The 13,645-nt window shown below is 46.0% G+C and carries 9 protein-coding genes; 4 read left to right on the forward strand and 5 right to left on the reverse strand.

The genetic code is table 11. The annotated features are described in order from the left end of the window. Nucleotides 1-68 precede the first annotated feature (68 nt). The gene (locus tag JGK07_RS02290) at nt 69-785 is read left to right on the forward strand and encodes a DevA family ABC transporter ATP-binding protein (RefSeq protein WP_293178773.1); all 717 of its coding nucleotides are present in this window, start codon (nt 69-71) and stop codon (nt 783-785) included. Between the two features lie 184 nt (nt 786-969). On the opposite strand, the gene JGK07_RS02295 is transcribed toward JGK07_RS02290, so the two are convergent. The 4 genes from JGK07_RS02295 to JGK07_RS02310 all read right to left on the reverse strand — a co-directional run bounded on the left by JGK07_RS02295 (nt 970) and on the right by JGK07_RS02310 (nt 4,973). Next, complete coding sequence (locus JGK07_RS02295; RefSeq protein WP_293189964.1) at nt 970-1,971, reverse strand: glycoside hydrolase family 104 protein; 1,002 nt, start codon at nt 1,969-1,971, stop codon at nt 970-972. 139 nt (nt 1,972-2,110) lie between these two features. Beyond that, nucleotides 2,111-3,379 carry a glycosyltransferase family 1 protein gene (locus tag JGK07_RS02300; protein ID WP_293189962.1) on the reverse strand — a complete coding sequence of 423 codons (1,269 nt, stop codon included), beginning with the start codon at nt 3,377-3,379 and terminating at the stop codon, nt 2,111-2,113. A gap of 336 nt (nt 3,380-3,715) precedes the next feature. Continuing rightward, a complete protein-coding gene (locus JGK07_RS02305; RefSeq protein ID WP_293196162.1) occupies nt 3,716-4,036 on the reverse strand; it encodes a hypothetical protein in 321 nt (106 codons plus the stop codon). Nucleotides 4,037-4,055: 19 nt separating this feature from the next. After that, entirely contained in the window at nt 4,056-4,973 is a 918-nt protein-coding gene (locus JGK07_RS02310) for a YihY/virulence factor BrkB family protein (RefSeq protein WP_293178785.1), read from the reverse strand. Nucleotides 4,974-5,219: 246 nt separating this feature from the next. Between JGK07_RS02310 and JGK07_RS02315 the strand changes: the two genes are divergently transcribed. From JGK07_RS02315 to JGK07_RS02325, 3 genes are all read left to right on the forward strand, one after another. Beyond that, the gene (locus JGK07_RS02315; protein ID WP_293178788.1) at nt 5,220-6,113 is read left to right on the forward strand and encodes a CNNM domain-containing protein; all 894 of its coding nucleotides are present in this window, start codon (nt 5,220-5,222) and stop codon (nt 6,111-6,113) included. 109 nt (nt 6,114-6,222) lie between these two features. Then, nucleotides 6,223-6,420: a hypothetical protein gene (locus tag JGK07_RS02320; RefSeq protein WP_293178791.1), complete on the forward strand. Its 198-nt coding sequence runs from the start codon at nt 6,223-6,225 to the stop codon at nt 6,418-6,420. Further along, complete coding sequence (locus tag JGK07_RS02325) at nt 6,404-6,733, forward strand: type II toxin-antitoxin system PemK/MazF family toxin (RefSeq protein WP_293178794.1); 330 nt, start codon at nt 6,404-6,406, stop codon at nt 6,731-6,733. The genes JGK07_RS02320 and JGK07_RS02325 overlap by 17 nt, the downstream gene beginning before the upstream one ends. Nucleotides 6,734-6,820: 87 nt before the next feature. Here the strand turns inward: JGK07_RS02325 and JGK07_RS02330 are convergent, their stop codons facing one another. Next, a complete protein-coding gene (locus JGK07_RS02330) occupies nt 6,821-13,549 on the reverse strand; it encodes a glycosyltransferase (RefSeq protein WP_293241296.1) in 6,729 nt (2,242 codons plus the stop codon). Nucleotides 13,550-13,645: the final 96 nt, after the last annotated feature.

Consider the following 13,645-nt stretch of genomic DNA (forward strand, 5'->3'; position numbering starts at 1 on the left):
ATCTCTCTCCGATCTTTCTCTGTGTTCTCTGCGCCCTCTGTGGTTAAAAAAATCCGAATCCTTAACTTATGAAATCCACTCTTGTTAACCCCACAACCACCAACCTACAGATTTCCGAGCCTGTAATTTCCATGCACAAACTCGACCACTACTTTGGTCAAGGTCAACTGCAAAAACAGGTACTTTTTGATATCAACCTAGAAATATATGCAGGTGAAATTGTCCTGATGACCGGGCCTTCCGGTTCGGGAAAAACCACGCTTTTGACATTGATTGGCGGATTGCGATCGGGTCAATCTGGCAGTCTGAAAATTCTCGGTCAAGAGATGTGCAATGCCAGCCAAGATAAATTAGTAAAGACGCGGCGTAACATTGGCTATATTTTCCAAGCCCACAACTTGCACCGCAGTTTGACGGCGCTGCAAAATGTCCAAATGGGTTTGGAAGTTCACGGCAATTTGTCCCGTGTCGAAATGCGCGATCGCTCTGGGCAAATGCTAGAATTAGTAGGACTAGAAGATAGGCTGAACTATTATCCCGATGACTTGTCGGGCGGACAAAAACAAAGAATTGCGATCGCCCGTGCCTTAGTTAGTCGCCCGCAAATTGTCTTAGCTGATGAACCGACAGCCGCCCTGGACAGCAAATCCGGGCGCGAAGTGGTCAATTTGATGCAGAAACTTGCTAAAGAGCAAGGTTGTACTATTTTGTTAGTGACCCACGATAACCGAATTTTGGATATTGCCGATCGCATCGTTAACATGGAAGATGGAAAATTAGCTTAAACAGTTGACAGTTGACAGTTGACAGTTGACAGATAAATTATATTGATAATAGGTAATGGAAATTGCTCATTCTTCCCTCTAGTTTCCCCAAAAATAGACATCACCCATAACTCCCCAAATTTGAATTTTGGAACTCAAAATTTTATCCAAAATCGCAAATTCCAACTCGTCCTCGGACTGTCAACTAATTGCTAACAACCAATCCTGGGCGATAAATCCCTAAATTGTGCCGATACATTTTTTCGAGTTTGGGCAGCGACGAGTCCACGGAACCGCCAAAACGCCGAAAAGAAGGCCAGATGTAAGCGAGTTTTCTGACTGCTGGCTCCAATCGACCCGCTTTTATATCTTCTAATGCACCTCGTTCTCGAATTAACTCTATAGCCATTAGGTCTTGATTTTCTGGACTGAAATCCTTGACACCGAATTTTTTGGCGAATCTGTCCCAAGTTGTGCTGAGAAACTGATACCGCCCCGCAGCGTCGGAACAGAGTTTTTTGCCGTAGCGGCGGCCACATCTCATTTCCCTGGGATGGTCGCTGAAACTGGCAAATTTGGTTCCTGTGTACTGGGTGTGGTAGCCATCGGCAGCAGCGGTGCCTTCGGCGCTGGCGATGGTGTCGAGAAATGCTTTTACCCGATCGCGCTCAATATTATCCTCGTTATCGTCGTTCCGATCTCCTTTGTCTGGTGGCTCGTCAGTTGCAACTTTCGGCAACGCTTCTGATGCTGAAGCCGGCGAGCTTTCTGCCGAGGCAGTCAGGCGTTTTGGAGGTGGCGACATTTCTGCCGAGACTGTTTGCCCCCAAAGTTTCGGGGTCATTCTACCCAAAAAAAAGCACAAACAAATGCACAAACCCCACCCCAGCCTCAAACGGAGTCGTTTGGACTGCTGGCTGTGCTCTCGCACCGGCCACGCGTAGAGGGGGATAGCTGCGGGCAAGATTCCGGTTTGCTGGCCGAAGGCGAACAGCGATTTTAGAGCTAGCAAGGTTTGCTTGTAGAAACGGGGTGGAACTTTGCGAGCCCTCATCGCTGCGGCGAAAGTCTGGATATCTGTCAGAGTCACTTCTGCCAAAGGTTTTTCTACAAACAGTTGAAAACCGTTGGCGGCCTGCCAGCTAAAGCGCTTGCTGGGGGTAGATTTGCGGTTTACCCACAGACGAATTAGCTCTTGGTCGGACATACGAAGCAGATGTCTTCCCAGATGTTCTGATGCGTACAAGAGTACCTCCTCATATCACTTCTAGTTGAAGGTTCCCAGTTTATAGATGAGATGGATAGGGATCGAGGGAAACAGGCTTCAACCATACTAAGTGATACTACTAAGCGCTCACGGGGTCAAGTTTCATCGCCGCTTTTTCGAGCAGTTGAGTGTAAAGTTGACCGAGTTGGGAGGCCACACCGTCCCAACTGAAATTGGCTTGGACGCGCATTCTGCCTGCTTGTCCGAGTTGCTGGCGCCATACTGAGTCAACTAACAGCCGATCGATCGCACTTGCAAAGGCTGCTTCATTTTTCGGCGGCGCCAGCAAACCGGTTTCTCGCGGCACTACGGTATATTTCAGCCCTCCCACGTCGGAGGCGACTACGGGCGTGCGGCAGGCCATCGCTTCAATGGCGACTAAACCGAAGGGTTCGTAGTGGCTGGGAACGACGCAGACATCGGCGGCGGCGTAGTAGGCGGGGAGAATGTCTCGGCTCAAGCCGCCCGGAAAGCTGGTAATGTCGCTTAAGCCTAATTCTTCAACGATGCTGCCGATACGATCGCGCTCTTTTCCGTCGCATTCCCCCTCGCGCCAGCCACCGCCAACGATCAGTTTTAAATCCCCTTTGCCTCGCAGCGCCGACATACTTACGGCGCGGACTAAGGTTTCGATGCCCTTGCGGAGGTCGAAACGGCCGACGTACAACACCACTTTGGTTTCTGGCGCTATTCCCAACTGGCGGCGGGCCTCCGATCGCGCGATCGACCCAAACTGCTGAGTGTCGGTACCGCAGGGAATGATGTCTATATTGCCTTTTGAGGACACCAGAGACCTCATGTGCTCTTTTTCTTGGGGACTGGTAGCCACCACGCGATCGGCTGTTTCCAGAAGAGTTTTTTCCACGTGCAGCCTGGTTTTGGCAATCATCGGAATTGTCGAAACCGACTTATATTTTACTGCTGCCAAAGAATGGTAAGTATGAACTTGTCGCAGGGGTTGCGATTTTTTCAACGCCATTCCCACCCAAGAAGACAGCCAGTAATTCGTGTGAACTAAGGGATATTGAAAGCCTGACTCTAACTGAAACTTCTGAAATTCGCGAACAAAAATTGGCAAATATCCGTAAAGTGCATCGCGGGGAATAAATTCTTGCGGCCCTGCTACGAGGCGAATTGTCCGGCAATTGGGGCTGTGCTGGACAATGCTTGCTTGTTCGCGATCGGATGAGCGGGTGAACATATCAACTTGCCATCCTTGTTTCGCCAAAGATTCTCCTACTTGACGCACGTAAACGTTTTGCCCGCCCGCTTCTTCTTTGCCAATTTCCACAGCCGGATCGCCGTGTACCGAGATCAGGGCGATGCGTTTTTTTGTTAATGAAATCATGATTGTTTACCAAAATTTAAAAAAACTTACCAGAAAGAATTGGTTGAAAGCCGGAACACGAGTGAGGGAGAAATTAAAATCAGACTATTCATTACTCCAATCCTTTTCCTTTTAGGTAGACGTTGCTCTCTTGGGGTCAACTGTCAACTGTCAACTGTCAACTGTCAACTGTTGAAAGCCGATTAATGTGCGATTTTGGCTACTGCGCGGGGAATGAAATGTAGCTGCTAATTGTTATTAAAGTCAAAATAGGCGATCGATAAATCATCCCTCAGGGATAATTTCACTGGAAAAATTGACAAACGACTTCCTTCTGCTGACAGAGACCAGCAGCAGCTAAAACTCTAGATAATCTAAATGGAAATGAACGAGGGTGAAGATAATTTCCCGGATTTGAGCAGTTGTCAAACTCGAACCAGCTTTCAGCTTGCTGTTCGAGCCGATCCAGTCAGTCGGAGGTAAAATTTTCACCTGTCGCGATAAATAATTTGAACTGTGGAGAAAGCAGAAGTAAATCTTCCCAAAGACAGAATTTGACATGGCGCTCGAAGAGAAAGATAAATTATTGCCTTCAAAATTTTTATTTCCTTCCGCCTTCCGCTTTCTGGCTGCTTCGCTCTTGCTTTTATCAAAGCCGGGGATAGACTTTAACCTCAAATTTCCCAATTGTCAAATGTTAAGAATTTTTTCGATGTTTGCGTGTGGAGGATTCCCCCTTTTCGCTGTGCAGGGTATTATTTCGCGAACCTCGCATTCGAGAGCCGTATCGGTTAGCCCAAACTTGGGTAAACTCGGCACCTAAGAACAGAATTTGAGCGGAATAATTAATCCAAAGCAGGATAATTACGAACGATCCAGCAGCACCGTAGGTAGAGGCAATACCGCTACCTCCCAGGTAAACTCCTATTAGGGATTTGCCGATCGTAAACAGCATTGAGGTGATGGCGGCGCCGATCCAAACATCATTCCAGGCAAGATCGACATCGGGCAAAAGTTTGTAAATTAAGGCAAAAAGCAGCGTAACTACGCCAAACGAGATAGCAAAGTCCACAATCTGCCAAATACCAACAGGTAACTGCAACCAGCCGTTCAACCAATAGCTGACGGCAGCTAAAATGGCGCTAAGGACTAAAGATACTAGCAGTAAAAAACCGATGCCTAAAATCATCGCAAAAGACAATACGCGGTCTTGCAAAAATCCCCAAATGCCGCGTCCCGGAGGCGGTGAAACATTCCAAATAGTATTGAGAGCTTCTTTGAGGTTAGTAAATACATTGGAAGCGCCCCACAAAAGTGTAGCGAGACCAACTATAGTAGCAATCATTCCCGACTTGGGTTCGGAAGCTTTAAGGATTAGTTCTTGGACAGTTTGAGCGCCATCTTTGCCGATTAAACTTTGGAGTTGGGCGACGATTTGACCTTGGGCTGCGTCTGCACCAAAGACTAAACCGACGATCGCAATTACGATAATTAGCAGCGGGGCGAGGGAAAAAACTGTGTAATAGGCTAGGGCGGCGGCTAGGGTTGGTGCTTTATCTTCTTGCCATTCAGTAAAAGTTTGTTTTAGCAGCGATATGACTGTTTTTAAGTTCACTACCTTTGGTTTCCTTATACTTATGCTTCACAAAGGCATTGTAATATGTTATGAGTTTTTTCTCGTCGGCCAGAAGATAGATTTATGGATGGCAAATTGCTTTTTTTATCTATTTGTAGGGTGTGCAATGCACACCTTACGAAGACCCGTAGTGCGGATATCCGATATGTGGAGCCGTCAATCTATCTGAATTGCAAGCTAAGATGAAATGATTAACCTAAACATCTATCAGATTAGATATCTATCTTGAATAACCTTACTTGTCTGGAAATAGAAGTCGCCGAAACACTGCTGAGATTAGCAATGTTGCTGGGCTTAACACTTTTAATCGCGTTTTTTGTGGCGTCAGAACTAGCATTAGTATCAGCCGATCGCCATCAAATCCGCCAACTCGCCCAGTTGCGCGATCGCCCAAACGCGAAAACCGCCGAACTCGTCCATCAAGCGCAGAACAACATACCGCATTACCTGTCGGTGACTCAAACAGGCACAACAGCCGGAAGTCTGCTGTTGGGATGGTTGGGCGAGGGTGCGACTGTACACTGGATCGAGCCCTGGATCGACAAATTGCCGATCGGTCATTTTCCCGCGATGCTGACGGCGCATTCGATCGCAGTTCCCGTAGCTTTCATCTTCGTTACATACATCGAGATAGTATTAGGAGAACTCATCCCCAAAGTATTAGCAACCCACGCCCCAGAACGCACAGCTTTGTTACTGATGCCCGCCCTCGAAATCTGCTCGAAAATACTCTGGCCGCTGCTAGCAATTCTCAACGGTACGGTGCGGCTGCTGACAGGTTGGATTACCAGTAAACAGTCAGAATCGCTGCTACCAGCTTCCGAAGCAACTCTCGTTCAAAAAGATGCTCATTCAGCCATAATTTCCGGCGTCTGGGAAGTAACAGCAGTTAACGAAAAACTCGGGTTAAACCTGCCAACCAACCAAGCGTACCAAACAATCGCCGGATTCGCGATCCACAATTTCGGTAAAATACCAAATAAAGGCGATCGATTTTTGTGGGGCGAATTAGAAATAGAAGCAGCAGATGTAGTAGAAGGTAGTTTAGAAACAGTGCTGCTGCGTCAGGTAACTCGCCCTTTGTTTGAGCCACAACGTCCAGAACTCGTCTTGAATTAATCCTAAATCAGGCTTAAATACTTCCTCGATCTATGTGTTTTAGGTTGTAATTGTGCGACAATGTATCAGAAATCTGCAAATTGCGTAAAGCACAGTTTATGAGGTGGATATGCTGAAAACACTTTGGGCTACTGTTCGACAAGGGAAAATTGAACTGCTGGAGTTATCAGAGTTACCCGAAGGGGCAAAAGTATTAGTAACACTCTTACCTGATGAAGAAGCTGAGTTTTGGCTTCAAGCCAGTCAAACATCACTAGATACAGTTTGGGATAATACTGAGGATGATGTCTATGCCCAGCTACTCTAAAAATGACATAATTTTGGTTATATATCCCTTTTCAGACTTGTCTAGTTCTAAGGTAAGACCAGCAATTGTTTTGAGTGCGCCACACGTATCTCAAGACATTATGATTGTGCCATTGACAAGCAAAACTGCATCCTTAATTGAGGGTGAGTTCGTACTCGCTGAATGGTCAATAGCAGGGTTAAATGTGGCTACAGCAGTCAAGCGAGGTTTGTATACAGTACATGAAAGCTTAGTTGTAAGAACGATTGGCAAATTAGCAGATTCTGATGCTGAGCGACTGGAGAAATCTCTCCGAGGTTGGTTAGGGTTTTAGTGCAGCAGCGACAGTTTGTCAACGAGTTTCGCAGGTGCTTAAGATTTAAATTGTACTCCATGCACCTGCAATCTGCTGTAGAGCCGTTTACTTCACAGCAAGCTCGATCGCACCCCCAACAAACTGCTCGTAATCCTCAAACAACCATTCAGGCAAACAACTATCCGCATCCTGAACTTGCAACTGTCCAGCGCGACAAAACAGCCTCGCCGCCAACAAATAATTCACAGCCTGAGGCATTCCAAACCCTTTACTCAACTCACCCACCAACGAATTCAAAACAGCACGTTCAGTATCAGTAAGCGGCTCGTTAATAAATCCGCTCCCGAGCATTGCCTTGTAACCTTTACCGAAATCGCTCCGGTACAAAAGTTCAAGTTGTTCGCCGGAAACCTTCAGCCACACATCAGCAATTTGCTTGCGAATTTCCCGCAAATCTGCTATTACCATTTCCGCCGTCGGGTCAATTTCATAAAGATTCACAGCAGCAGTTAATTGATTGAGAAACTGCGGGAGATAATCTTGGTTGACAATCGTTTGTTGATTGTCCGCGAATGGGATTTCAAAGATTTTTTCGTAATCGTCAATCAACCAGTGTGGCAAGCGGGTGTGAGCGTCAGCAACCCGCATTTTTCCTGGTACAAAGTACAGCATTCCACCCAGCAAAGCATTGATAGCTTGAGGATGCACTAACCCTTTGCTAATTTCGGTCACTTGCTGCAAAAAGTTGTGTTCGGCTTCAGTCATTGATTTGGCTTGCAAGCCGCAGCTAAGTATTGCTTGATATGCTTTGCGAACTTCCCCTCGGTAAACATTTTCTAGTTTTTCTGTGGGAACAATTAGCCAAAAATCAGCCAGTTGTTTGCGGATTTGGCGGAGTTCCAAAACTACCGATTCGTCTGACGGATCGATCCGGTAAAGATTGACGCATCCTAATAGTTGATTTGCAAATTGCGGGGATTGAATGTATTGAGCGAGTAAGTCAGAACTTGACTCCTTCTCGACGGTATCTTCTGTTTCAAAAACTTGTTCGTAATCGCCGATTAACCAGTGCGGCAAGCGGTTGCGAGCGTCGGGAATCCGCATGGTTCCCGGCGGGAAATATAGCATTGCTGCGAGCAAGGCGTTGACAGCTTTAGGATGGACTAATCCTTTGCTAATCTGGGTTAGTTGCTGCAAAAATATTTGTTCGCCTTCCATCATCGCTTGATGTTGAAAGTAGCTATGCAGCAGCATTTGATAGCTTTTACCGTCAGCACTTTTATAGGTGGCTTCTAGGTTTTCGGTGGGAACATTTAGCCAGAAATCAGCGATTTGTTTGCGGATTTGGCGGAGTTCGGATATTGCTGAGATGTTTGATGAGTTTCTTTGGTAAAGCTGGACGTTATGCAAGAGTTTATCGCCCAAGTCTGGCTGTTTGGGAATGCTATCCTGCAAGCTGCGCGAGGCTTCTAGGTGGCTAGTTTGCCAGTTGCTAAAGAGTTCTTGGAATAGTTTCGCGATCGCCCCCGAGTATGCCACACTGTCAAAACAGGCGGGATTGCCCTGCATTTTTTCCTGAATTTCCTGGCGTTTTTGCTGCCGCAGTTGCGGGTTTGTGGCGAGATTGACGGCTAGCTGAATGTAGGATGCCTCGTCACGGGCGATTAAATCGGGCATCAAGAGCGATCGTACCACTGCTGCTCCCATGCGCGATCGTAAAGTATCACCATCCCTGACAACAGTCGGTAATCCCACCTCCAGCGGATCCACAAGAGAAGTAGTCCCCGCATAGGGATAAGAATCCAAATAAACATCACCCAACTTCAAAACTTCCTTGACATCCGCACGATTCGGCAAAGCCTTCACCACCCGCAAACGCTTACTATCAATCCCATACTTCGCAAAAATCCCTTGCATATTATTCACAAAAGCCGCCCCAGGATAATAATTAGTCCAGCTAGGGCCAAAAGGCATTAAAAACAGGATAGAATTAGGAACAGCCGCCAGAATCTTCGCCCAAGTTTCCCTTAACTCCGGCACCAACTTATACAAATTAGCGCTCGAAACAAACACAACCGATTCCTCAGAAATCCCCAGGCTATTTCTAGTCAGTTGAACATTAGGAGTATAGGGTTCCAGAGTATAGCTAAAACAGCAACCCAAGCCGTCAATAGTTGCTAATTCCTCGCGATAATGCGCGCGTCCCTCAATGCCAGGTTCCATCAACTTGCCAGCAATATAATAGTCAACGTGGCGCATTCCCGTAGTCACAGGAGAATTAAAACAAGTAGTTTGTACCCGCGCCAATCGATGCTGCGCCAGCAAACTAATCGGATGAGTGACAGCAGTAATATTCGTAGCAACCAACAGAATATCTAAGTCATCAGCGCGGATAGCCTGAACTTGACTCGGCAAATCACTCGGCAATTGCACCAGCCTATCCGCGCGACTCTGGCAATACTGTTCTAATTTATTACCATCCAAATTGATAGCATACAAAATAATTTCAAACTGATCTCGATTCAGATATTCAAAAGCAGGCAAAGTCGCGAAAGTTTCCGTCATCGCCCCGAAATGCTTAGTCAGAACTCCGACGCGAATTTTCTGTCTGTTTGCAGGCCTCGCCGGAAAAATGCAATCAATGGCAGCCCCGCGATTTTTCATCGCAAATTCAATAATTTCTGCCCGTTTGGTGTAGACTTGCTTGAGATTTTCGCTATTGAAATACAAAGGGATAAAGTTAGCGGTTTGAGTGAAAAACCAGGCAATTTCCTGCCAAATTTGTGAATTTTGGTTTTGGAATATATTGCGGTGTACGTAACTAACCCATCCCTGAACGTAGCGGCAATAATTGTCAGCCTCTCCTAGTTCTTGAAAGAGCGTCGGCGCGGCAAACATAAACTTCAGATAGTCGTTAACAAACCAATTGGGTATAGCTGCATTTTCATACTTTAGCAATAACTGATCGGCACGACGGTAGAGAGAGGCTGCTAGTAAGTAGCTAACATCTTTCAGAGTTTTAATTCCCTGGGATAGATGTGTTTCTAGTTGACCGATTAAACTTTGTTCAGTATCTGTGATTGCTTCATATTTGATAGTGCTGTTAAGCAGCATTTGATGTGCCTTACCTGCCTCACCGGAGTAGGCAGTTTCTAGTTGTTCTGCGGGCAGATTCACAAAATAATCGGCAAGTTGTCGGCGGCTGTGGCGGATGTGAGCGAGAGCAACTTGATTCGTTTGGTCTTTTTGATACTCTCCCAGGTATTGAGGAAGGGAAGCTAAAAACTGTTCGGGTTTATTAAGCTGAGCTAATTCATCAGCAATTAAGTTACCGTGTTGTTGCAAAACTTTTTCTGACCAACGCACTTCTTCGGGTTTGTAAAGTTGAGAGTGCAGGCGAACAATTGTAGCCCTCATCAAGTCTAATTTTGCGCGTTCTCCCGCCATTTTTTGGGTTCTGCTAGAGCCGTCGCCGTGTTGCCTGTAGTAGAGGTAAGGCTGAGGCAAACGATCGCCTAACCAGCCTTTTTCATAGGCAGAAATCCAAAATTCCCAATCTTCGCATCCCAGCTTCATCACTTTTTTCAAGCCGCCTACTTGCTCGTAAATTTCTCTTCTAAATAAAGAAGTAGCGGGGGCTTGATTGTCTCTCAAAAATTTATTGGGGTCAAAGTCACCGTGGATAACTAAATCGCAGTTGGCGCCGAAGTGCTGCACATCTGTATAGACAAAACCCACCTCCGGTTTCGCTGATAAAACTTCAACGCACTCCTCCAGAAATTTGGGATGAATTTTATCATCAGCATCTAGGAATAAAATGAATTTTCCTGAGGAATTCTGAACGCCAACATTTCTGGAATCAGCGGGCCCCGTGTTGGGTTTGTCGATGAGGCGCAGCGCTTTTTGAGGATACAATTGAATTAAATAATTTGCGAAGTTGCTGGTATCATCGGTGCTACCGTCGTTGACAATGATGCACTCCCAATTTTGATAGGTTTGATTGGCAACACTTTCAACAGCTTCTCTGAGTAGATTGGCGTGGTTGTAGCAGGGGATGATGATGCTGACGAGTGCTGGTTCGGGCGTGCGGTAGGGCATGGCGTTTAGCTGTGACGGAGAGATTGCAACGGGGAGGGTAGTGGCGGGTTTGATACCTCGGCGGATGATGCCGTATTCATTCCATATCTTAAGCGTTTCTTGTTGCGATCGCCCTGAACCATGTTCTAAACCTTGCTCGTTGTGGTAGTAAAGCCCAATTATTTCCGGGATGCGGAACATATTTTCGGTTTTTCCCACCCGCAACCAAAATTCGTAATCGCCAGCCGCCGTCAATTCTGCTCGGAAATAGCCGTGTTTTTCGTGTAGCGATTTTCTCCACATTGGCGCAGAACCCATGATGCAGCGTCGTTCCAGTTCCCCATAGGAAAAGTCCGGCCAATTCCACCGCGTTTGAGCTTGCGTCGCAACCCAGGTATCATTAACAACATTCGTAATTAATTGATCGCCGTAAACCAGAGCAGTTTTTGGTTGCGAGTCCAAATAATTAGCCATGATTTCCAATGCGTCGGGGCGGTGTCTGTCGTCGGCGTTCGCATTAGTAATGTATCTGCCGCGCGACATCTCGATTCCTCTATTCCAAGCTGCATAAATGGTTTCTCGCTGTGGTATCCGGCAATAAATTATGTTGGGATATCTCGATTGAAACTCCCGTGCAATTTCTCCTTCGTTCTGTTCGGAGTTGCTGTTAATTACAATGATTTCCAGTTCGCCTTGTTTGTACAGCGTTTGATCTACCAAGTCTTGCAAGCAGCCGCGAATAAATTTTTCGGAATTGTAGGTAGAAACGATCGCAGATACTTTGAAAGCTGACGGGACAGGCTGCGATGTGTCATAATTCGATAATTCGCTCTGTAAGGCTGGATCGGCTTGCGGTTGAAGGGAATGCTCAGCTACTTGAACCAAAACAGAGCTAACAGTTGCAGCCATTTTCGACCAGGAAAACTTCTTAGCTTGCTCTAACCCCGCCGCAATTAATGAGTTGCGGACAGCAGGCTTCTGTATTTCCCGCAAAGCATTGACAAGCCCGCTGACATCATCGCCATCTACATAAACCGCTGCTTTTCCTGCTACTTCTGGAATCGAACCGTTTGGACAAGTGATGACTGGACAACCGCAAGCCATGGCTTCGACGACTGGCAATCCAAAGCCTTCATATTTCGACGGATAAACTAATACCGCAGCACCCGAATAAGCAACTCTCAATTCGCTATCGCTTAGTTGCAGCGTGCGGACAGTGATTCCAGAACAATACAATTGCAGATCGGGTTCTAATACAGGTTTGCCGCCTGTGCAGACTAGATCAAAGTCAAACTTATTGGCAAGTTGAGAAAAGGCTTTGAAGAATAATATCCCATTCTTGTAACCATGCCAGCCTACCCTCTCGCCTACCAAAAGAAAATAGGGTTTAGCAATGCCGTACTTTGACTTAAAACCTGCGATTTCTTCTCTATCGGCTGGCGAGAAATTGGCGTCTATTCCGCAGTGCGCTACAGCTACAGAAGCTGAGGATATCTGCGGAAAAACCTTAACTAAATCGCGGGCTGTATTTGCTGAAATAGCTATGTAGGCTGAGGCGTGGCGGATACCGGAATGCTTTTCTCTCCACTCGGAATGAGCAAGATTTTGTCCCATCAACTCGGGAATCATGTCATAGGTCATGAATACCGATCGCGTTGACAAAGGCGTTGTATAATAAGTAGAAATAAACAAGTCTGCATTTTCTTCATCGCAGATTTGCTGTAGCATTTGGCGGTCTGCATCGGTTTGGCTGTAGTCGTAGCGGGCTACATTCCGGTACTGGATGCCGGGAATTTTGGGGGCGGTTCCCGCTCTGTCAAGAACTAGAATTTGTTTAGCAAAACCATTTTCTGCCCAGTTTTCTAGCAGCGATGTCCAGACGCGACCAATGCCGGTGCTGTTAAGCTGATAAAATACGCCGTCAATCACAATCTTTTTTAAATTTTTAGGAGATAGGGCTGCTGGAGTTATCATTGATTTGCGGTTCTCTCTGTCGGCAATTTTTCTCAAAGCTGCCTCGTAATCATGTTGGAGTAATGAGGCTTTTTTCAATTCCGGCTCTTGGCAATATGATAAGCTTTGAAAAAGTTGATGCGGGATTTCCTTTTCTGTCAAGAGGTGCAAAGAATCGCCGTTAGAGTAAAAATTTAAATTGAATTTCTCGGCAATTATAGACAGTGCCTTGGTGGTATAAATAGAAATGTGCTGACCTTCATCTAGGGCATAGTACCACCATTCGCTGGGCTGGGGATTGTTGGCTGGCAGCAATCTGGTACTGAATAAAATATTGCGAGAATATTTGAAGATTTTTTCGATCTCCGACAGCGGGTCAACAAAATGCTCAAATACTTCAAATGCTGTGACTAATTCGTAGGGTAATCTGCTATTTTCGTCAGCCTCAAATCCTTGTGCAAATATATTTTTGCAATATTTATCATGCCATGAAAAATCAAATCCTAAATCTCTCATCATCCGAACAAATACACCGTAGCCGGCCCCGTAGTCTAAAAAATTAGCGCGGTGATTAAACAAATTAAAAATAATATTATTGGCTGCGGTGGAGAACATCGTGCTTCTGGATAACATTCCCACGTCGCTGCTAGCTATGGCTTCTGAATAAGCCTCCTCAAGCCAGTACGGTTCCTCGGTTTGAACAAATCCACAATTTGAGCATTGAAAATACTCAACGTTATATTTTTTTAGTACCGTAGCCGCAGCCAAGCTGTTTGTTGGAGAATCACAAATATTGCACTTCATTTTGATTATCTAAACTTACAAGGTTGTTTAATTGACTGTCTGTATTGGAAGGCCGAATATCTCTCCCGCTTTACTCAATTTTTAATGTTGCCAAGT

Source organism: Microcoleus sp. PH2017_24_DOB_U_A (assembly GCF_020738205.1).
In the GTDB taxonomy this organism is placed as follows: Bacteria; Cyanobacteriota; Cyanobacteriia; order Cyanobacteriales; family Microcoleaceae; genus Microcoleus.